At 69.2% G+C, this 21,284-nt stretch carries 12 protein-coding genes and 1 tRNA gene; 7 read left to right on the top strand and 6 right to left on the bottom strand.

Annotation, left to right across the window (positions count from 1 at the left end; genetic code table 11):
• Positions 1–82 precede the first annotated feature (82 nt).
• The 4 genes from BST11_RS06340 to BST11_RS06330 all read left to right on the top strand — a co-directional run bounded on the left by BST11_RS06340 (position 83) and on the right by BST11_RS06330 (position 3,820).
• Positions 83–1,321 carry a GNAT family N-acetyltransferase gene (locus BST11_RS06340; RefSeq protein WP_083137117.1) on the top strand — a complete coding sequence of 413 codons (1,239 nt, stop codon included), beginning with the start codon at positions 83–85 and terminating at the stop codon, positions 1,319–1,321.
• Between the two features lie 89 nt (positions 1,322–1,410).
• Positions 1,411–1,483, top strand: a tRNA-Lys gene (locus BST11_RS06335).
• A gap of 232 nt (positions 1,484–1,715) precedes the next feature.
• On the top strand, positions 1,716–1,892 hold the full coding sequence (locus tag BST11_RS27550; protein ID WP_158086768.1) for a hypothetical protein: 177 nt from the start codon (positions 1,716–1,718) through the stop codon (positions 1,890–1,892).
• A 188-nt stretch (positions 1,893–2,080) separates the two neighbouring features.
• Positions 2,081–3,820: a DUF3556 domain-containing protein gene (locus BST11_RS06330; protein ID WP_083137116.1), complete on the top strand. Its 1,740-nt coding sequence runs from the start codon at positions 2,081–2,083 to the stop codon at positions 3,818–3,820.
• 8 nt (positions 3,821–3,828) lie between these two features.
• On the opposite strand, the gene BST11_RS06325 is transcribed toward BST11_RS06330, so the two are convergent.
• A complete protein-coding gene (locus BST11_RS06325; RefSeq protein ID WP_083137171.1) occupies positions 3,829–4,056 on the bottom strand; it encodes a DUF3618 domain-containing protein in 228 nt (75 codons plus the stop codon).
• 51 nt (positions 4,057–4,107) lie between these two features.
• Here BST11_RS06325 and bcp point away from each other — a divergent pair, with 51 nt between their 5' ends.
• Positions 4,108–4,581, top strand: coding sequence for a thioredoxin-dependent thiol peroxidase (bcp, locus tag BST11_RS06320; protein ID WP_083137115.1), 474 nt, complete (start codon positions 4,108–4,110; stop codon positions 4,579–4,581).
• On the opposite strand, the gene BST11_RS06315 is transcribed toward bcp, so the two are convergent.
• From BST11_RS06315 to BST11_RS06300, 4 genes are all read right to left on the bottom strand, one after another.
• Positions 4,578–5,903, bottom strand: coding sequence for a dipeptidase (locus tag BST11_RS06315; protein WP_083137114.1), 1,326 nt, complete (start codon positions 5,901–5,903; stop codon positions 4,578–4,580). The two genes, bcp and BST11_RS06315, sit on opposite strands and share 4 nt — an antisense overlap.
• Positions 5,904–6,022: 119 nt before the next feature.
• Positions 6,023–6,415, bottom strand: coding sequence for a holo-ACP synthase AcpS (gene acpS, locus BST11_RS06310; protein ID WP_083137113.1), 393 nt, complete (start codon positions 6,413–6,415; stop codon positions 6,023–6,025).
• Positions 6,416–6,443: 28 nt separating this feature from the next.
• Positions 6,444–15,773, bottom strand: coding sequence for a fatty acid synthase subunit beta domain-containing protein (locus tag BST11_RS06305; RefSeq protein WP_372509704.1), 9,330 nt, complete (start codon positions 15,771–15,773; stop codon positions 6,444–6,446).
• Positions 15,774–16,277: 504 nt separating this feature from the next.
• Complete coding sequence (locus BST11_RS06300) at positions 16,278–16,997, bottom strand: DUF1906 domain-containing protein (RefSeq protein ID WP_083137111.1); 720 nt, start codon at positions 16,995–16,997, stop codon at positions 16,278–16,280.
• A gap of 175 nt (positions 16,998–17,172) precedes the next feature.
• Here BST11_RS06300 and BST11_RS06295 point away from each other — a divergent pair, with 175 nt between their 5' ends.
• Positions 17,173–18,309 carry an aromatic ring-hydroxylating oxygenase subunit alpha gene (locus BST11_RS06295; RefSeq protein ID WP_083137110.1) on the top strand — a complete coding sequence of 379 codons (1,137 nt, stop codon included), beginning with the start codon at positions 17,173–17,175 and terminating at the stop codon, positions 18,307–18,309.
• A gap of 1 nt (position 18,310) precedes the next feature.
• On the opposite strand, the gene BST11_RS06290 is transcribed toward BST11_RS06295, so the two are convergent.
• Positions 18,311–19,645: a lipocalin-like domain-containing protein gene (locus BST11_RS06290; protein ID WP_083137109.1), complete on the bottom strand. Its 1,335-nt coding sequence runs from the start codon at positions 19,643–19,645 to the stop codon at positions 18,311–18,313.
• A 65-nt stretch (positions 19,646–19,710) separates the two neighbouring features.
• Here BST11_RS06290 and BST11_RS06285 point away from each other — a divergent pair, with 65 nt between their 5' ends.
• Positions 19,711–21,189, top strand: coding sequence for an aldehyde dehydrogenase (locus tag BST11_RS06285; protein WP_083137108.1), 1,479 nt, complete (start codon positions 19,711–19,713; stop codon positions 21,187–21,189).
• The last annotated feature ends 95 nt before the right edge of the window (positions 21,190–21,284 follow it).

The following is a 21,284-nucleotide window of genomic DNA, read 5'->3' as shown; positions in this document are numbered from 1 at the left end:
TGGCGAGGTTTGGCGTTCTGACAGTCGGGTATCGGTGTGCAGAGCGCCGGTTTGGCTGGGCCAGCCGCGGATTGGATGAGCGATGACGACGACGGACGACGCCCTCAGGATCAGACATCCAACCGAAGATGACTGGCAGGCGGTCTATGAGAACCAGGCTCGCGCCTTCGGGGATCCGGTGGACGCGCGGGACGTCGAGGCATGGAAGCGCCGGGTCGAACTCGAAGACATCCTGATCGCCGAGGACGTCTCCGACGGGCAGCGCCCGAATCTGGTGGGGACGTCGATCATCTACCGCGCGCGGCTCACCGTTCCCGGTGGCACCAGCCTGCGCGCCGCGTGGCTGACGATGATCACGGTCGCGTCGACGCATCAGGGTTCCGGGATCTGGGCGCAGCTGTCCGCCCAGGGGTTGGGCATCCTGCTGGACCGCGGCTACCCGATCGTTTGTGGCGTTCCGACCCAGACCGCGATGTACGACGGTTTCGGTGCCGGGGTGGCCAGCTACATGCACTCATACTGCATCGACCGCCGCTTCGCGAAGCTGCGCGACGCGCCGGATGCCAATCGTGCGCGCGAGGTCAACGCCGCAGAGGCCCGGCACGTCCTACCCGAACTGTACGAAAGATGGTGCGCCACAACGCCTGGGGCCGTCGAGCGGGACAGCGCGTGGTGGGCCGACTTTTTGGAAGACAGGCCGACGCAGCGCGGCAACGGCTCCGCGCTGAACTACACGATTCATCCCGACGGCTTTCTGACCTATCGCGTCGTCGGCGAGGCCAAGCACGCGTTTCGGCCGCCGTTCGGCCACGTGGTGGTCGAGGACTTCTGCCCCATCACCGACGAAGCGCACACCGAACTGCTCGAGACGTTGCTGGTGTTGGAGATGTTCGACGACGTCGAGATCGACCTGCCCGTCGACGATCCGCTTCCCCTCAAACTGCGCGACCAGCGCGCAGCGCGGACCACCGGCCGCAGCGACTTTTTGTGGGTGCGGATCAACGACGTGCCCGAGGTGCTCGGAGCCCGCACCTACTCGGCCGACGTCGACGTGGTGCTGGAAGTGACGGACCCGCTCAACCTGGCGGGGGGAACGTTCCTGCTTCAGGCGCGCGACGGCGCCGGGAAGTGCACACCGCACGACGGGCCGGCGGTCGTCGAGCTCGGCCTGTCGGAGTTGGGGACGATCTACATGGGTGCCCACCGGGCCTCCCAACTTGCCCGGGCCGGCCGCATCGCCGAGCTGCGCCACGGTGCGCTGCGGGAGCTCGACGCCGCGTTCGGCACCGAGCGGGCGCCCTACTGCGGCACCCTGTTTTGATCGGCCGGGCTCGGTATCCTGGAAAAGGTCCGGGATTTCGCTCAGCGACAGGGCGCCTGTTATTGTCGCAAACGCGGTCTTGGACCGACGCGCCGTTAGCTCAGTTGGTAGAGCAGCTGACTCTTAATCAGCGGGTCCGGGGTTCGAAACCCTGACGGCGCACTTCAGAGCATCATCGCAACTCGACCAGCACGCGTCACCGAACCGCGTTTGGTGGCTGCCCGCGCGGCATTCGACCGTGGACCCTGCAAGGCCCCGCCCTCGTCAAGGCGCGCGCACGCCCTCGTCCGTCATCCTTGTGGGATCCGTGCCGGCGCCAGGATGGCGATCTCGTTTCTAATAAAGTGTTAATGCAATAGTTTCCTATGCAAATAATCCGCTACGATCTCGAAGTGTGACCCAGGTTGATGTGCTCGGCGACCCACAACGCGGGCGCCAATGGGTCGACCACGAGGGTGTGCGGTGGCGCTGGCGGGGCGCGTGGGAGTGGTTCAACCCGGTCACAACTCGATGGGTCGAGTCCAAGCGACCCAAGGTCGTCGGGCGAGGGCCGTTCACGCCCGTGAGCTAGGTGAGCGCGGTCGCTTCGAATTCGATGAATTCCGTCACAGCCCCAGCGCGCGAAAATCCGCATCCGGAACTGACACTGGGGACTCCGGTTCCTCATCCATACGCGCCCCGCGGTCGTTGGCTGTAGGTTCTTTCCACAGCAATTGGTGAAGCGCCCCCTGAAACGAGCTGCATCGCGAAGGAGCTGCCATGGGGTTCATCCAGCCGAATCTGCCCGTCGTCGACGTGGCCGAGTGGAGCAAGCAACCGCGCGCCCAGCGGATCGTGCCGATGGCGCGCCACATCGCCGAGAACGGCTTCGGCACCCCGCTGGTGATGCACGTGATGTACGGCGTGAAGATCGCGCTGTACATCCTCGGCGGGTGGCTGTTCGCGTGGTCGACCGCGGGCATCGGGGGTTTCACCGGCGTCGGCGCGTGGTGGTCGGAACCGATCGTGTTCGAAAAGGTCGTGCTGTTCACGATGCTGTTCGAAGTCGTCGGCCTGGGTTGCTGTTTCGGGCCGCTGGCCGGGCGCTACTTTCCGCCGATGGGTTCGATCCTGTATTGGCTGCGGCCCGGCACCATCCGGCTGCCGCCTTGGCCCGAGCGGGTGCCGCTGACGAAGGGCGACAACAGGACTCCGTTCGACGCGCTGCTCTACGGGGCGCTTCTCGCATTGCTCGTGACCGCGCTGTTGTCCGACGGCACGGGCCCAGTTCCCGCCCTGGGCACCACGATTGGGGTGCTGCCCTCCCGGCAGATCATCGCGGTCCTGACCGTCCTGGCCGTGATCAGCCTGCGCGACAAGGTGATCTTCCTTGCCGCCCGCGGTGAGGTCTACGCGCCGCTGGCGTTGGCGTTCCTGTTCTCCGGGGCCGACATCATCGTCGGGGCCAAACTGGTCTTCGTGGTGATCTGGCTGGGGGCGGCGGCCTCGAAGCTCACCAAGCACTTCCCGTTCGTGATCTCGACGATGCTCGCGAACAACCCGTTCATCCCCTCCGGGCCGCTCAAGCGTTCGATGTTCAGGCGCTTTCCGGATGACCTGCGGCCCAGCGCATTAGCGGGCGCCATCGCCCACTTCTCGACCGCGGTGGAGGGGTTGGTGCCCCTGGTGTTGCTGTTCTCCCGCGGTGGCTGGCCGACGGCCGTCGCCGCCTTCGTGATGATCGTGTTCCACCTGAACATCCTGCTGGCCTTCCCGATGGGGGTGCCGCTCGAGTGGAACGTGTTCATGATTTTCGGCGTGCTGTCGCTGTTCGTCGCGCACGCGGGCACGAGCCTGTCCGACCTGACCGGGCCGTGGCCCGTCGTGCTGTTCGCGGTCTTGGTCTCCGTCGTGGTCATCGGAAACCTGTTCCCGCGCAAGGTTTCCTTCCTGCCCGGCATGCGCTACTACGCCGGCAACTGGGACACCACGGTCTGGTGCGTCAAGCCGACGGTCGACGACAAGTTCCGCACCGGCTCACGTGCGCTGGGCCCGATGCAGCACCTACAACTCGAGCGGCTGTACGGCAGCAGGGAGGAAACACTGATCCCCCTCCACCTCGCCCTCGCGTTCCGCGGCATGAACACCCACGGGCGCGCGCTCTACACGCTGGTGCACCGCGCGTTGGCGGGCTACGACGAGGACGACTACAACCTGTGCGAGGGCGAAGTGCTGTGCTCCATGGTGCTCGGCTGGAACTTCGGCGACGGCCACATGCACAACGAGTGCCTCGTCGAAGCGCTGCAGCGCCGGTGCGGGTTCGAGCCGGGTGAGGTGCGGGTCGTGATCCTCGACGCGCAGCCGATCCACAGGCAGACCCAGGAATACCGGCTCGTCGACGCCGCGACGGGCGAGTTCGAACGCGGCCACGTCGACGTCGACGACATGGTCACCAGCCAGCCGTGGGCCGACGACCTTCCGGTGCACGTCCAGAGCGGCGCCGGCGCCGGCATGTCTTGAGTGTGCCGTTAGCGGTTCCGGACCCGGCGGATGACGACCACCACGACGACGGCCCCGACCCCGGCCAGGGACACGAGCACGGCGGGTTTCTGCACGAACTCGATCACCCGGGCCTTGACGTCGTCGGCCAGGCGGCGCGGATTGGCCCGCTCGGCCAGCGAGTCGACCGTTGCCGCCAGCTGGTCGCGGGCCACGTCGATGTCGCGCTTGATGGCCTCGGGGTCCCGGTCCGCCACGTCTCTGTCCTCCAAGTCCGGCTGATGCACCTGAGGAACTACCCTAGAGCAGTGACCGAAACCCCACGGCTGGCGCCCGGAGACAAAGCCCCCGCCTTCACCCTGCCCGACGCCGACGGCAACACGGTGTCGCTGGCCGACTACAAGGGCCGCCGGGTCGTCGTCTACTTCTATCCGGCCGCATTGACACCGGGGTGCACCAAACAGGCGTGCGACTTTCGCGACAACCTCCACGAGCTCAACGACGCCGGCCTCGACGTCATCGGCATCTCCCCCGACAAGCCGGAGAAGCTCGCCAGGTTCCGGGACGCCGAAAAGCTGACGTTCCCGCTGCTCTCGGATCCCGACCGCAAGGTGCTGACCGCCTGGGGCGCCTACGGCGAGAAGCAGATGTACGGCAAGACCGTGACGGGCGTGATTCGGTCCACGTTCGTGGTCGACGAGAAGGGCAAGATCGCCGTCGCGCAGTACAACGTCAAGGCCACCGGCCACGTCGCCAAGCTGCGGCGCGACCTCGACGTCTAACCCAGATACGCCAGCAGCAACGCCTCGGCGACCGCCGCGCGTTCCAGCACGCCGAGGTGCAGGCTCTCGTTGACGCTGTGGGCTTGCGTGGCGGGATCCTCCACGCCGGTCACGAGGATCTTCGCCTGCGGGAACGCGGCCGCGAACTCGGCGATGAACGGGATCGAGCCGCCCATGCCCATGTCGATCGGCTCGGTGCCCCAGGCCTGCCGAAAGGCCGCCCGCGCGGCGTCATAGACCGGGCCGCTGGCATCGATGGCGAACGGCTGCCCGATATCGCCGGGCGTGACCGTCACCCGCGCACCCCACGGCGCGTGCCGTTCCAGGTGGGTGCGGAGCGCGTCCAGATGCGCGGCGGCGTCGCCGCCCGGCGCGACCCGCATGCTGACCTTGGCGCGGGCGCGCGGGACCAGCGTGTTCGACGACGCCGCGATCGATGTCGTGTCGATGCCGATCACGGTGATCGCCGGCTTGGCCCAGAGGCGTTGCGGCGCGGAGCCCGTCCCGATTTCGCGCACACCATCGAGCAGCCCGGATTCCGCGCGCACCCGCTCAGCGGGGTAATCGACTGCGGCCGCGGTACTTTCGTGCAGGCCCGCCACGGCGACATTGCCGTCGTCGTCGTGCAGGGTGGCCAGCAGGCGCACCAGCACCGTCAGCGCGTCGGGAACCGCGCCGCCCCATAGGCCGGAGTGCAGCCCGTGGTCGAGCGTGGCCACCTCGACGACGCAGTCGGCCAGGCCGCGCAGCGACACCGTCAGCGCCGGTACCTCGGTGCTCCAGTTGTCCGAGTCGGCGATGACGATGACGTCGGCCGCCAGCGCGTCGCGGTGGGCGGCGAGCAGCCGGCCCAGCGACGGCGAGCCGGATTCCTCCTCGCCCTCGACGAAGACGGTCACGCCCACCGGGGGCCGGCCGCCGTGCGCCCGGAACGCCGCCAAATGCGTTGCGATGCCGGCCTTGTCGTCGGCGCTGCCCCGGCCGTAGAGCCGCCCGTCGCGCTCGGCGGGCTCGAAGGGCGGCGACGCCCACTCGGTGACGTCGCCTTCGGGCTGCACGTCGTGGTGGGCGTAGAGCAGCACGGTGGGCGCGCCCGGCGGCGCCGGATGTTTGGCGATGACAGCCGGCGCCCCGCCCTCGCTGACGATGTCCACGTGGGCAAAACCCGCCTGCGACAACAGATCCGCGACCGCCCGCGCGCTGCGGTGTACCTCGTCGCGCCGACCGGGGTCGGCCCACACCGACTCGATGCGCACCAGGTCCTCGAGATCGCGGCGCACCGACGGCAGCACCTCGCGGACGCGCTCGACCAGATCGCTCATGCCCTCGAGGCTAGCCCGACGCGCCCGGGGTGGCTTTCGGGCCGGCGAGGACCGCAAAGTGCCACTCTTTCCGGCGTGTCGCCGTGCAGACTCGGGCGCTCGCGGGGTAACGGGACCGGTCACGGGGTCTCGAGTATCGCCACCGCCGCGGCGATGTCGCCTTCGTGCGTCAGCGACACGTGGATCGTCACGTCGGCCAGATGCTTGGCGATCTCCCCGGTCAACCGCACCCGCGGGCGGCCCCACATGTCCGTGACCACCTCGATGTCGCGGTGGATGTCCTCGGGCAGCACCGGGCGCTGGGCGAACCGCGACCCGGACCACGCCTTGATCACGGCCTCTTTCGCGGCCCACCGGGCGGCCAGGTGGCGCGCCGCCGACGAGCTCTTGTCGGAGGCGTCGCGGCGCTCACCCGGGGTAAACGTCTCGGAGAACACCGTTCCCGGCTGGTCGACCTGCTCGGCGAAATCTGGAATGGAGACGACGTCGATCCCCACGCCGACAATTCCCATGGGTCGGAAGGCTAACGGATGCGCCGAATCATCGTGCAGCGACCTGGTTGGCCCCGTAGACGTCGCCGTCGTCCAGCCGGGCGGCCGGGTTCAGCAGCATCGCCGCCTCCTGGCGCTTCTCCGGCGCGTGCTGGTCGAAGCGGCGGTCCGGCGGCCGCTCGTACATCGGCGGTCCGCCCGCGATGGCCGACACCAGCCGCCGCTGACCGGCCAGCAGCCGCGCGTCGGCGCGCCGCCGGTAATCCGCGCGCTGCTCCGGATCCAGCGCCGCGATGAACGCCTGCGGGTGCACCAGCGCGACCAGCCCGGACACGTGCCCGAACCCGAGGCTGGTCACTATTCCGGCCTTGAGCGGGAACCTATCCCCGAGGCGCAGGGTCTCGCGCACCCACACGAAGTGGGCCGACCCGGCCAGCTCGTCGTCGACGCAATCCAGGCTGCGGTTGGGCGGGATGACCCCGTCGCGCAGCATCTGGCACACGCCCATCATCTGGAAGACCGCCGCGCCGCCCTTGGCGTGCCCGGTGAGGCTCTTCTGCGACACCACGAACAGCGGCGCGCCCGAGGAGCGGCCCAACGAGTCAGCGAGCCGCTCATGCAGCTCGGTCTCGTTGGTGTCGTTGGCCAGCGTCGACGTGTCGTGCTTGGAGACCACCGCGATGTCGTCGGCGGTCACCCCCAGCTTGGCCAGCGCCCGCGCCAGCGGCGAATCCTTGCCGCCGCGACCGGCGCCCAGCGCACCGAGGCCGGGCGCGGGGATCGAGGTGTGCACGCCGTCGCCGAAGGACTGCGCGAAGCCGACCACCGCCAGCACCGGCAGGCCCATCTTGAGCGCGAGGTCGCCACGGGCCAGCAGTATCGTCCCGCCGCCCTGGGCCTCCACGAAGCCCAGCCGGCGCCGGTCGTTCGGCCGGGAGAACTTCGAGTCGTGGATGCCCCGGCCGCGCATCATCCCGGTGTCGGCGGTGGCCGCCATGTCACCGAAGCCGATGATGCCCTCCAGCGTCAGGTCGTCGATGCCGCCGGCCACCACCATCTCGGCCTTGCCCAGCCGGATCTTGTCGACACCCTCCTCGACCGACACCGCGGCCGTCGCGCACGCGGCGACCGGGTGGATCATCGCGCCGTAGCTGCCGATGTAGGACTGAACCACGTGCGCGGCAACGATATTCGGCAGGACTTCCTGGAAGATGTCGTTGGGCTTGTTACGGCCCAGCAGGTTGCCGTGGTACATCGTCTGCATCGAGGTGCCACCGCCCATGCCGGTCCCCATGGTGTTGGCCACCATGCTCGGGTGCACGTAGCGCATCACCTCGGCCGGGGTGAAACCGGCCGACAGGAACGCGTCGACGGTCGCCACGATGTTCCACACCGCAAGCCGGTCAATGGAACTGGCCATGTCGGGGCTGATGCCCCACACGGTCGGGTCGAACCCGGTCGGGACCTGGCCGCCGACGACGCGCGACAGCTTGGTCTTGCGCGGCACCCGAATCTCGGTGCCCGCCTTGCGGATGACCTGCCAGTCGCTGGAGTCGGGCACCGGGCGGATGACGGTGTGCTCCGGGTCGAACTCGACGAAGGCGCGGGCATCGGCCTCCGAGGACACCACGAACGCGAAGTCCTTGTCCAAAAACACCGACACCAGCAACGGCGACGCGTGGTCGGGGTCGATCGCGCCGTCGTCGACGAACTCACGGATGCCGCAACGCTCGACGACGGTGTCGTGGTAGCGCTCGACCAGCTCGGCCTCGTCGACCAGTTCGCCGGATTCGGTGTCGTACCAACCGGGTTGGGGATCGTCTTCCCAGCGGATCAAGCCGGTGGTCCAGGCCAGCTCCAGGACACCGGCCGCCGACAGCTCGTTGTCGACCTCCATTTCGAAGCGGGTGCGCGACGAGCCGTACGGGCCGAGTTCGGCGCCGCCGACGATCACCACCAGGTCGGCGGGGTCGACGTCGAGGTCGGCCCACTCCGGTGGCGGTGCGGGGCGGTGTCCGCGCGGCGGCGACGGCAGGGCCGCGATGGTGCCCTCGGCGTGAGCGTCGTCGGCCTCGGCGGCCTCCGACGTCATCTCCTCGCGCGCCTTGGCCGCCAGCTCGGCCATGTCGAGGTCGGCCTCGGCCAGCCCGCCGGTCAGATCCGCCTCGATCGGTGAAATGGCCGCGGCCACCTTGGATTCCACGTCGCACAGGCTCAGCAGCAGGCCCGCCATCTCGTCGGTCGAGTAGGTGGTGACCCCGGCCTCTTCCACGGCGCTGACGATGGCGTCGTTGTGGCCCATCAGCCCGGTGCCGCGAGTCCAGCCGATCAGCGCGTGCACCAGGCTGACCCGCGCCGCCCACGACGACTCGGCGTGCCAGCGGCTCACCAGCGCGTCCAGCGCCGACTTCGCCTCGCCGTAGGCGCCGTCACCGCCGAACATCCCCCGGTTGGGCGAGCCGGGCAGCACCACGTGCAGCCGCGACGCGATGTCGCGCTCGGCGCCGATCTTCGACAGCCCGCCGACCAACCGCTGCACGGCCCACAGCAGCACCTTCATCTCCATCTCGGAGCGGGAGCCGGCCTCGGACAGATCGCCCGCGACGCGGGGCGCCGCGAACGGAAACAGCAGCGTCGGCGTTTGCGCGTCCTTGATGTGGATCGACTGCGGCCCAAGGCTTTCGGTTTGCTCGGTGCCTACCCACTCGACTAGGGCGTCGATGTCGGAGTAGGAGGCCATGTTGGCCGCGACGACCCACAGCGCGGCGCCGTAGCGGGCGTGGTCGCGGTACAGGCCGCGGTAGAAGGCCAGCCGCTCGTCGTCGAGCCTGGACGTTGTGGCGACCACGGTGGCGCCGCCGTCGAGCAGCCGCGCCACCACGGACGCCGCGATCGAGCCCTTGGACGCGCCCGTCACCACGGCGACCTCGCTGCTGTGCGGGCCGGGATCCGGGTTCTCCGCACCGGCGGCGATGCGGCCGTACAGCGACGCGTGGATCTGGCGGCCGGCCGCCAGCGACTTGCCCTGCCACCAGGTGGCCTGGTTGGCGACGACGTGGCCGGCGCCCTCGAACCGCTCCGACAGGCGCACCCAGTCGGCGTCGATGTCGCCCTCGTCGGTCAGCCACAGCTTGACCAGGTCCTCACGGGCGCTGGCCCACCGGTCGTCGAAGACGACGGCCTTCTTGGCGTCGAACACCGGCGCCACCAAACGTGGCCAGTCCGAACCCAATTCGGCGGTGACCAGGTCGATGAGCTCGGCGTCGGTGGCCGCCGGTGACACACTGACCGGGTCGTCCAGGCCCAGCTGCCCCAGCACCAGCCGGGCCGCGGACGCCAGCACGCCGTCGCGGCCGGTGATCTGGTCGGTGAATTCGCTCAGCGCGGCCGCGTCGATGGTCGCACCGCCGCCACCACCCGTCGACGGCAGCGCCACCGCGATGCCGCGCCGGGCGGCCACCGAGGTGACCGCGGCGTCGATGACCTTGTCGACGGATGCGGCGTCGGTCAGCGCGCCCTCGTGCAGGTGCCCCATGCCACCGCCGCGAACGCTGGTGCCCTCGCGGGTGCCCAGCGCGACCTCGACCATGACGTGCTTGGCCCAGCCCTCGCCCAGCTCCCACGCCTTGGTGACCCGTTCGGCGATGGCGGCGGGCCGCTTGCCCGAGGGGCCGAGGACCGTCCTCAGCTGATCGTTGATCGCGTCGGAAAGCACTGGGCCGAAAGGCTTGTAGGTGCGGGCCAGCTTGGTCACCTGCGAACGCAGCCCGGCCAGGTCGGCCTCGGCGGCCCCGTCGATGGCGCCCAGGTTCAGCTCCGAACCAAGGTCCACCAGCAGCTGGTTGCGCCGCGACGACGCGCCGTCGGTGATGGACTCGATCGAGTCCAGCTCCTCGATCTGGTCGATGCGCATCTTGGCCGACAGCGCGATCAGCGCCAGCGTGGCGTCCGCGGCGTCGAACGCGATGTCGTCCGGCCGCGCGGCACCCGAAGGGGCGCTCGGCGCCGGTGCCGGTGCGGTGGCGGCAGGCTCGGTCGGCATCGACTCGGCCACCGGGTCCGCGGCTACCTCATCCTCGGCCTCCGGCTCCGGCTCCGGGTCGGTGTCGGTGGCGAACAGCACGGCGGCGTCGCGCTCGGCGTTGAGCACTTCCACTGTGCTGTGGGCGTATTCGGGAAGCTTGAGGGTGTTGGTGGCCAGGCCCGCGACCGTGGGCGACGACTTCACGCCGATCTCGACGAACCGCTCCACGCCCAGCCCGCCGGCGGCCTCCTCGGTGAACAGCAGGTCCTGGGTCTCGATCCAGCGCACCGGGCTGGCGAACTGCCAGGCCAGCAACTCGATGAAGATCTTTCGCGCCATCTCGCGCGGGCGCTCGTTGCGCCAGGTGTCGTAGTCGGCGAGGATCTCGTCGAGCGGCTCGGCGGGAACTAGGTCCCGGATCTCCTGGATGAAGTCGCGATCCAGCGAGAACGGCCGCGGCACCAGGTTGGGGATGTAGCGCCCGACGATCAGGTCGGGATCCTTGCCGTGCGGCATGAGCCGCTCGAGTGACCGGCGGAAGTCGGCCACACCCACCCGCAGCACCCGCGAGTGGAACGGCACGTCGATGCCCGGCACCAGAATGAAGGAGCGCTTGCCACCGGTGATCTCACGGCGCCGCTCCACCTCGGCTTCCAGCGCCTCCAGACCGCGCACGGTGCCGGCGATCGCGTATTGCGAGCCGCGCAGGTTGAAGTTCACGATCTCGAGAAACTCGCCTGTGCGTTCGGCGATTTCGTCGACGAACTCGGTGACCTTGTCGTCGGGCAGGTCGATCTGCGAGGGCCGGATCGCGGCCAACCGGTAGTTGGAGCGGCCCATCTCGTCGCGGGGCACGATGTCGTGCATGTTCGACCCGCGGTGGAACACGGCCTCGAGCAGCGCGTCGAGTTCGAACACACGGCTGACACAGGCCAGCGCGGTGTACTCGCCCACCGAGTGGCCGCAGGCGATGGCGTCTTCGACGAAGGCGCCCTGCTCGCGCATCTCGGCCACCTGCGCGGCGGCCACGGTCGCCATCGCGACCTGAGTGAACTGCGTCAGGTACAGCACGCCGTCGGGGTGGTTGTAATGAACCCCGCTGGCGATGATGCTCGTCGGGTTGTCGCGCACCACGTGCAGGACCGAGAAGCCGAGCGCCTCGCGGGTGAACTTGTCGGCCTGGTCCCAGACCTTGCGGGCGGCCTTGGACCGGGCCCGCACCTCCATGCCCATGCCCTTGTACTGGATGCCCTGGCCGGGGAACGCGTAGACCGTCTTCGGGGACGCCAGGCGCGCGGTGGCCGACATCACCAGATCCGAGCCGACGCGCGCGGCCACCTCCAAAACCTCTGCGCCCTGGTCGATTCCCACCCGGTCGACCCGGAAGTCGACCTCGTCGCCCGGGCGCACCATGCCCAAGAATCGCGCGGTCCAGCCGATCAGCCGCGCCGGTGGGCGGGCCTGGCCGTCGGTGGCGGTCACCGCGTGCTGCGCGGCGGCCGACAGCCACATGCCGTGCACGATCGGTGATTCCAGGCCCGCCAGCAAGGCGGCCGACCGATCGGTGTGGATGGGGTTGTGGTCACCGGAGACGACCGCGAAGGGCCGCATGTCGACCGGCGCGGTCAGCCTGACGTCGCGGCGGCGGCGACGCGGGGTGTCCGTCGCGTTCTCCGACACCGCGCCGCCGGCCCGGACCGGATCGGCGAGTTCGGCGCCGCCGGTGCGGCCGAGGATCGCGAAACGCTCACGGAGCGTGGCTACGACTTCGGCCGCGGAGCCGTCACCCGCGGCCGGGCCCTTGATCGTCACCGCGACGCTGACCACCCGCCCCATGTCCGTGTCGACGGCGCGGGAAGCCGTTGCGGTGATTTCCAATTGCGCGCGCACGGTCGGCAGCTTGCCGACCACGTGGGCGGCGTGGTCCAGGTGCACCAGGCTGAGCAGCCCCTCCACCACCTGGGCACCGTCGTCGGTGACCGCCGAGCCGATCACGGCGAAAACGGCGGGCCAGCAAGGGCCGACGAGCGCATCGGGAACGGTGGTGAGGCTCGGCGCCAGCGGCTCCCCGAAGGTGGCCGTGACGCCGGTGTGGTCGGCGACCCGCTCGGGATCCCAGTCCACCGTCACGGTGGCCGTCCCGTCGGTGACCGCCGGCAGGAACTCCGGGCCGTCGACGCCGGCGGCGATCGCCAGGACCGCGCGCATGGCGGTGGCGGCGTCCTCGCTGGAGACGACCGGGATGCCGCCGTCCATCGTGTTGGCGGGCAAGGTGAACGGGATGTCGACCCACACCCCGGAGACCGGCACGCTCAACACGACCTGCTCATTGTTCGCGCCGACGGCGCTTTCCAGGCGCGCGCCGGTGGAAGAGTGTGTGGCGCGGCGGCTTTCGGGCCCGTCAGAGCCTTCGTGCACGAGCCACTCGGCCGGGTCGCCGATGCGGTGCACGGGGTTGGTCGTGGTGCGGCCGGCCCACTGCACGTCGGGGGCGTCGAGCACGACGGCCAGCGGTCCGGTGACGTCGACGCGGCCCAGCCGGCGCGACGTGACGGGCCGGGGCTGCCCGTCGGAGGACAACACCTCGTCGATGGCGGCCTGCTCGAAGCGGTCCAGCAGCTCGCCGACGGGCTCGTCCATCCGGGTGATGCCGGCCACCGACGCGGTGCCCGGGATGATGCACACCTGGTCGGCCTCGTAGCGGGCGTCGTGCGCCTGCCACAGCGAGTCGCTGCGCCACCAGCGCCGCACGTCCTTGTCGATGACGGGCACGAAGTTGACCGGCTTGCCCAGCGTCTTGCACAGGGTGACGAAGAACGGCACGTCGGCCGGGTGCAGCTGCACGGTTTCGGCGTCGGGGTAGTGCGAAAGCAGCCTGGCGATGCACTGTTCGGGGTGCTCGAGCAGTTCGGGCTCGTTGAAGACGGTTTCGATCGGGCCGAAATCCTTGGGGTGCAAACGCGCTTCGGCGCGCTTGAGCATCTGCTCGAACCGGTCGCGCCACGTGTCGGCCAGCCAGGGGCTGCCCGGCGAAGCGGTGTCCGCGGTCGAATCGCCGTCGCCGATGGCCAATTCGACGTACCGCCGCAACCACTGCAGGTAGGTCATCTCCGCCACGTCGCCGAAGTACGGCTTGGCGGTGTTGGCCATCGCCGCGATGATCTCGTCGCGCCGCTCGGCGACCGCCTCGGCGTCACCGGCGACCTCGTCGAGCAGCCGGCCACAACGCGAGGCGCTGTTGTCGATCTCGTGGATGTCCGCGCCGAGCTGGCTGCGGCTGGAAGCCATGCCGCCCTGGGCTTTTCCGGCGCTGATCCACTGGTCGGTGCCGTTGGTCTCGACAAGCATCCGCTTGACCGACGGCGACGTGGTGGACTCCAGCGTCGCCATCGCCGCGGTGCCGACCAGGATGCCGTCGATCGGCATCAACGGGAAGCCGTAGGCCTGCGCCCAGCGGCCGGACAGGTATTCGGCCGCCCGCTCGGGGGTGCCGATGCCGCCGCCGACGCAGACGGTGATGTTGGGCCGCGACCGCAATTCCGAATAGGTGGCCACCAACAGGTCGTCGAGGTCCTCCCAGGAGTGATGCCCGCCGGCGCGCCCGCCCTCGATGTGCATGATCACCGGCTTGGTGGGGACCTCGGTCGCGATGCGGATGACCGAGCGGATCTGCTCGACCGTGCCGGGCTTGAACACCACGTGGCTGATGCCGACGTCGTTGAGTTCGCCGATCAGCTCGACGGCGTCCTCGAGGTCGGGAATGCCCGCGCTGATCACCAGGCCGTCGATCGCCGCGCCGGACTGGCGGGCCTTCTGCACCAGCCGCTTGCCGCCGACCTGGAGCTTCCACAGGTAGGGGTCGAGGAACAGCGCGTTGAACTGATAGGTGCGGCCGGGCTCGAGCAGGCGGGAGAGCTCCTCGATGCGGTCGGCGAAGATCTCCTCGGTGACCTGCCCGCCACCGGCCAGCTCGGCCCAGTGCCCCGCGTTGGCGGCGGCCGCGACGATCTTGGCGTCGACGGTGGTCGGGGTCATGCCCGCGAGCAGGATCGGCGACCGTCCTGTCAGGCGGGTGAACTTCGTCGACAGCTTGACCCGGCCGTCGGGCAGGCGAACCGCGGTCGGGGCGTAGGTCGACCACGCCCGGGCGACCTCGGGCACGGCGCCGACGGTGAAGAGGTTGCGCTGCCCGCCGCGGGTGGCCGCGGGCACGATGCCGATGCCGAGGCCGCGGATCACCGGTGCGGTCAGTCGGGTGAGGATGTCGCTGGGACCCAGATCGAGGATCCACCGCGCGCCGGCCTGGTGAACACGCGTGATCTCGTCCACCCAGTCCAGACCGTCCACCAAGATGGCCTCGGTCAGCTTGCGGGTCAGCGCGACGTCGAGGCCGACCTTCTCGGCCCATCCCCCGACGATGTCGATGCCGTCGGCCAGCCGCGGCGTGTGGAAGCCCACCTCCACCCGCACCGGGTCGAAGACGGGGGCGAAGACGTCGCCGCCGCGGACCTTGTTCTTGCGGTCGGCGGCTTCCTTGTCGGAGACCTGCTGGCAATACAGCTCGAACCGCGACAACTGCTCGGGGGTGCCGGTGATGACCACCGACCGCCGGCCGTTGCGGATGGACAGCACCGGCGGCAGCACCGTGCGCACGTCCTGCGCGAACTCGTCCAGCAGCCGGCGGATGCGGTCCGGGTCGGCGTTGGTCACCGACACCATCGGCGAGCGCTCGCCCAGCACCGAGATGCCGCGGCGGCGCGCCACCAGCGTGCCGGCCGCCCCGATGAGCTGCGCCAACGCCAGCAGTTCGGCGTCGCGGGCGCCGGCCGCCTGAAACGCCTCGACGGCGAGCACGCCCTGGGAATGCCCGACCGCGGCCACCGGCGGCGTCGCCGCCCAGTCCATGCCCTGCCGCGCGAGGGCGCGTATGGCGGCGATCTGGGTCAGCAGCACGCCGGGGATGGAAACCGCGGCGGAGGTCAGGTGCTTGTCCGACGGGATCGGGTCCTCGGCCGCCAGCGCGCGCACCCAGCTCAACGGTTGGAAGCCGATCGGACGCACCACCACGAGCTCTTTCGCCACCGGCTCGAGCATCAGTTCGGCCTCGCCCACCAGCGTCGCCAGGTCGGATTCGATCCCGGCCGACGACACCAGTTCCTCGAGGTTTTCCAGCCAGGCGCCGCCCTGGCCGCCGAACGCCACGGCGTAGGGCTCACCGGCCGTCAGGCGGTCGACCAGAGCATGGGTGTCGTGCGGGCGGCTCCCGTCGCGGTCAGCGGACACTCCCCTCGCTGCGCTCGGTGACCCGTCCCCTCGCTGCGCTGGGGTCCCCTGGTCGTGCTCGTAGATCGTCACCTTCTGTATCTCCCTATGCCTCTTTTGCGTCTCGGCCCGTCGTGCCCCCCGGGGGGCGGACGTGCTCGGTCTAAGTCGATGCGGCGTGGTTCAGCGTCGAATCACAGCCGGAGGACGGCTTGCCGCCGCGTTGTCGGCGCACCGCCCGCGAGGATCAAACGGCGCGGCGGACAGCATCGGCTGTACTAAGAGTGTCATAAGGATCGGTGCCCTTTTTCCATGTTGAACGGTTACTGGTGAGTTCTACGCATGGGTAACCGTGTCCCGGGTAACACCCCGCCGAAGCGGCCGCGCGGGCGCGGCGAACAAACCCGCTGCATGTAGGTGGTTACGGTCGAGTAGGCATAACTGCCCTGATCAAAGCACGATTGTTATCAAATCGTTATGTGAAAAAAATCGGGCCGCTGAGGCGTCGTCGGCACCGCGCCGGTGCTACCGCCAGGGTCCGCGGCGCCGAAAAATCAGCGAACGAGTGTTTGCTGGGAGTGCGCCCGCCGCGGGCCCCTAGACCCACTGACCGAATTGGGGTTTGAGGATTTGGTTGATGTCCACCCCGACCCCGCCGACGCTGCGTTTGTCGATCTCGACCTGATGCAGACTTGCGGCCGGATGGGTGAACCCCTTCGGGGAGCCCCAGTTGTGCTGCCAGAAGTACGAACCCAGCCCGTCGTGCAGCGCCCAGTCGATGGTCTTCGAGTTGGCGTACACCCCGGTGCGCTGATGCCCGATCACCGACTCCCAGGACCGTAGATACGGCACGATCTGCTGCTTGTACTGGTCGTATGACGGGTCGTCGTCGATGGACGCGTAGATCGGGGCGTTCGCCGGACCGCCGGCGGCGGCGTGCAGCTGCATCCCCCGCTGGGCGTGCTTGATCCCCGCGCCGGCCCCGCCCAGCCAGTCGGCGGTGGCGCCCTTGCCGTACTGATAGCACGACACGATCTTGAGCCCGTTGCTGCTCAGGTCGCGGGCCTCGCTGACCTGAATCGGCTTGCCCAACATCCAGTTACCGCCGGGCCGGCGGTCGGACACGTACCGGATCGATCCCACCGCCCCGGCGGCCCTGATCGCGCTGGCCGGGATGATCCCGGCGGCGTAGTCCAGCAGGGTGCCGAGCGACGCGGACGCGGGAGCGGCGTGCAGCGAGGCCGCCGCGATGCCCAGGCCTAACAGACCCGGGGTCGCGGCGGCGAATTTCAGCACGTCACGGCGCGAGACCGACACATGCCAAAGGGTACGACAGAAACATCAGGTGCAACACCAGTCACATCGGTAACAGCTGTGTCACGGTGCCGCATCGGCGCAGCAGCCCGGACGCCGGCCGGCGCGGACTCTTATTTTCTTGTCACTATAAAGTTAGTAGGGTTAGCGAGAGCGCTTGACCGCAACCGGAGTTCGGATGGACCACGACCAACTCATCGACCTGACCCGGCGTGCCCTGAAGCTGGCGCGCGACAAGTCGACCGATCTCGCGGCCGGTGTGCACATGGTGGATGCCGCCGACTACACGTCGACCGAGCGCCACGAGCGCGACCGCGCGCTGTTGATGGCCAGCCCCCAACTGGTCGGCTATGTTTCGGAGCTGCCGCGGCCGGGCGCGTATTGCACGAAGACGGTGATGGGGCGTGCGGTGTTGCTGAGCAGGACGTCGGACGGCTCGGTCAAGGCGTTCGACAACGTGTGCCTGCATCGGCAGTCGCAGGTGGTGACCGGGTGCGGCACCGCCAAGCGGTTCACCTGCCCGTACCACGCGTGGACGTACGACAACACCGGGCGCTTGGTGGCGGTGCCGGGGCGCGAGGGTTTCCCGGATGTGGCGCTGCGGTCCGACGGCCTGACCGAGTTGCCGGCCGCCGAATATGCCGGATTTCTCTGGGTGGCACTGCAGCCCGGTGCGACGCTGGATGTCGCCGCGCACCTGGGACCGCTGGCCGACGAGCTCGACTCGTGGGGCATCGGGCGGTGGTCCCCGCTGGGCGAGAAGGTGCTCGACTCCCCGATCAACTGGAAGCTGGCGGTCGACACCTTCTCGGAGAACTACCATTTCGCGACGGTGCACCGCGACACTTTCGCCACCATCGCCCGCAGCAACTGCACGGCGTTCGATTCCTATGGCCCCCACCACCGGTTGGTGTTCCCGCTGAACACGATCCTGGATCTCGACGACGTTCCCGAGGAGCGGTGGGACCCGTTCCACAACCTGGTCGTGATCTACGCGCTGTTCCCCAACATCGTGCTGTCGGTGACGGTCGCCAACGGCGAGCTGTTCCGGATCTACCCCGGCGACCGGCCGGGCAGGTCGATCACCGTGCACCAGAACTCGACACCGCTGGACCTGTCCGACGAATCCGTGGCCGCAGGCGCCCAGGCCGTCTTCGAGTACGCGCACGCCACCGTGCGCGACGAGGACTACCGGCTGGTCGAGGCGCTGCAGGCCAACCTCGAGTCCGGCGCCCGCGATCACCTGCTTTTCGGCCGCAACGAACCCGGCCTGCAGCATCGCCACCTCAGCTGGGCCACGGCAATTGCGGGCTAACTCAGCCGGCCGACAGCACCGCGACGAGGTCGTCCAGAAGGGTTGCGAGCGACAGGTTTTCGGGCCTGTGCGCATCGCCCAGCAGCTTCAGCGCCTCACCGCGGCGCCCGGCGGCGACCAGCGGCACAACCTCCCCGGCGAGCGCCTGCAGCTCCGGGGCCTCGTCGGCGACGGCGGTGGCCAGCACCTCGGCCAGCTCCCAGTCCCGGTACAGGGCCAGGGAGCGCTCGTTGAACGCAAACCCGGTCACGGGTTGGCCCGCCAGGGTTCCGCGGTAGCGGTACGGCCCTTCCATGTATTCGATCGGCAGGCCGTGCGCCGGGGCGGCCACCAGCGGCTCTCCGACGATGTCCAGCTGCAGTGTGGCGCAGCTGATCCGGTGACGATCCGGCATGTAGCGGGCCGACGCCACCGGCCGCACCAGGGGCCGCACCGTGTCCGGCCAGCGGACGTAGCTTTCGGTGGTGACCTCGATGTCTTCCGCGCATTTGGGCGCCATCTCGGGGTCCGGGTAGCAGGCCGTCACACCCGTAAACGGTTGCAGCGCATTGCCGTTGGTGCGGTCGAACTGCCGCCAGATGCTCAAGTCCACACCGTTGTCGAGGTTGATGGTGCGCCATTCGTGCGACCTGGCGCGCGGGTCTCCCCCGGACCCGCCGCCGCCGGCGTACTTCGGGAACCATTGCCGGTCGACGTGCCCACCGCTGCCCGAAACCTGCTCGACGACATCCCCCCAGCGCAGGGTGCCGGTCATGGCCATCCCGGTCTGGAAATACGAGTACGTGTCGCGTTGGCCGAAGCAGACGATTTTCCCGTTGTAGGTCGACGCGCCCACCGGTGTCGGTGCACGCGTTGGGGTTACGGCCAGGTCCAGCCGCATCCGCCGCCCGGACCGGTCCTCGCCCACCAGGCTGACGCGGTAGGTATAGGGCAGCAATTCCCCGTCGCCGCCCCGGCAGGCGGTCCACGAAGCGGTGCCCGCGCTGCTGCGGTAGCCGAGGTCGAGATGGCCCAGCCCCATGGCCAGCTTGCGTTGCGCCCCGGGTTCCATGTTGGCCGGTGGCATGTCGTAGTCCGTGTAGGTGCCGTAGTCGCCGGTGTCCAGGTCGAACAGCGCCATCGTGTAGAAGTCCGCGACCACCGTCCCACCGGGCCGGTTCTTGTTGAAGATGGTCAGGAACGCGAACGACCGGTCGCTGCCGGTGGCGTCGAGTTGGCCGGCGATGAACCAGGTGTCCGATTCCTGGTCGGGGTGTTCGCCCTCGGCGGCCGGGAAATCGAGCTGGCTGTCGCCGGGCACCAACTGAAACGGGTAGTTGCGCCAATCGCCGGTCATGACACGCAATCCTGCTTTTTTGGCTATGTTAGCGTCAATAGCAAAGGTCTCGAGGAAGCGCTCCGATGACAGCAGATTCCGGCCATCGCATCTACGACGAACTGTTCATCGGAGGGCAGTGGCGCAAGCCCGCCAACCCCCAACGGCTCACCGTCATCTCCCCGCACTCCGAGGACCCCGTTGGCCACGTCCAGGCGGCCGGGCCCGAGGACGTCGACGCCGCCGTCGCCGCCGCGCGACGGGCCTTCGACCACGGCCCGTGGCCCCGCCTGAGCCATGCCGATCGAATGGCGAAGGTCGAACAGCTCGCCGCGATCTACGGCGGCCACATCGACGAGATGGCCGATCTGATCACCGACGAGATGGGATCGCCGCGCAGCTTCAGCCGGCTGGGCCAGGCGGCGGCCGCGGCGTCGATGATGCACCTCGCCCTGGCCGACGCGCGCAAGTTCCCGTGGGCCGAACGCCGCCAGGGCGTGCTCGGCGAGGTCCACCTGCGCCGGGCCCCGGTCGGGGTGGTCGCGGCAATAGTGCCGTGGAACGTGCCGCAGTTCTTGATCATGCCCAAGCTGATCCCGGCCCTGATCGCGGGCTGCGCGGTCATCGTCAAGCCCGCGCCCGAAACCCCTTTGGACGCCTTGTGGTTGGCGGAGATGATCGAGCAGCTCGACCTGCCCGAAGGGGTGGTGTCGGTGCTTCCCGGCGGCACCGACGTCGGGGAGGCGCTGGTGCGCCACCGCGGCGTGGACAAGGTGGCGTTCACGGGCTCGAGCGCCGTCGGGCGCCGCATCGCCGCCCTGTGCGGCGAGCAGCTGAAACGCTTCAGCCTGGAACTGGGCGGCAAGTCGGCGGCGATCGTCCTCGACGACGCCGACATCGACAAGACGGTCGCCGGTTTGAAGACCGCCGGCCTGATGAACAACGGGCAGGCCTGTGTGGCCCAGACGCGCATCCTGGTCAGCGAACGGCGCCACGACGAGGTGGTCGACGCGCTTGCCGCGATGATGGCGGGCCTGACTGTCGGCGACCCCGCCGACGAGGCGACCGACGTGGGACCCCTTGTCGCGCAACGGCAGCAACACCGGGTCCAGGAGTACATCAAGTCCGGCCGCAGCGAGGGCGCCCGCGTCGTCGTCGGCGGCCTCAATACCGCACAAGACGGTCCGTCCGGGCGCGGCTGGTACGTGCGGCCGACGCTGTTCGCCGACGCCACCAACGAGATGCGCATCGCCCGGGAGGAGATTTTCGGTCCGGTGCTGACCGTGTTGCGTTACCGGGACGAGGACGACGCGATCAGGATCGCCAACGAAAGCGACTACGGGCTGGCCGGTTCGGTGTGGACGTCCGACATCGCGCACGGCCTGGAGATCGCGGCCGGTGTCCGCACCGGCACCTACGGCATCAACATGTACACGCTCGACATCGGCGCCCCGTTCGGGGGCTTCAAGCAGTCGGGCATCGGCCGCGAGTTCGGCCCGGAGGGTCTGCACGAGTACGTCGAGCTTCAGACATTGGTGTGCAGCGGCAAGCTGCCGCCACTATGACGCGGACGCTTTTGGTCACAGCCGTCACTCGCGTACCCGCGCGGCGGGCATGTTGCGACTTGAAACTTGATATCGCATGCGATAGCGAGTTTGAG

The organism is Mycobacterium alsense (assembly GCF_002086635.1).
In the GTDB taxonomy this organism is placed as follows: Bacteria; Actinomycetota; Actinomycetes; order Mycobacteriales; family Mycobacteriaceae; genus Mycobacterium; species Mycobacterium alsense.
Note: the sequence above shows the minus strand (reverse complement) of the source record. Positions and strands in the feature narration are given on the sequence as shown.

Bases quoted from the DNA above. Each gene is read 5' to 3' on its own strand.
- BST11_RS06330 (WP_083137116.1), top strand. From the start codon at position 2,081: ATGGGGTTCATCCAGCCGAATCTGCCCGTCGTCGACGTGGCCGAGTGG.
- BST11_RS06290 (WP_083137109.1), bottom strand. From the start codon at position 19,645: ATGACCGGCGATTGGCGCAACTACCCGTTTCAGTTGGTGCCCGGCGAC.
- BST11_RS06295 (WP_083137110.1), top strand. From the start codon at position 17,173: ATGGACCACGACCAACTCATCGACCTGACCCGGCGTGCCCTGAAGCTG.
- BST11_RS06315 (WP_083137114.1), bottom strand. From the start codon at position 5,903: ATGAGCGATCTGGTCGAGCGCGTCCGCGAGGTGCTGCCGTCGGTGCGC.
- BST11_RS06285 (WP_083137108.1), top strand. From the start codon at position 19,711: ATGACAGCAGATTCCGGCCATCGCATCTACGACGAACTGTTCATCGGA.
- acpS (WP_083137113.1), bottom strand. From the start codon at position 6,415: ATGGGAATTGTCGGCGTGGGGATCGACGTCGTCTCCATTCCAGATTTC.
- BST11_RS06340 (WP_083137117.1), top strand. From the start codon at position 83: ATGACGACGACGGACGACGCCCTCAGGATCAGACATCCAACCGAAGAT.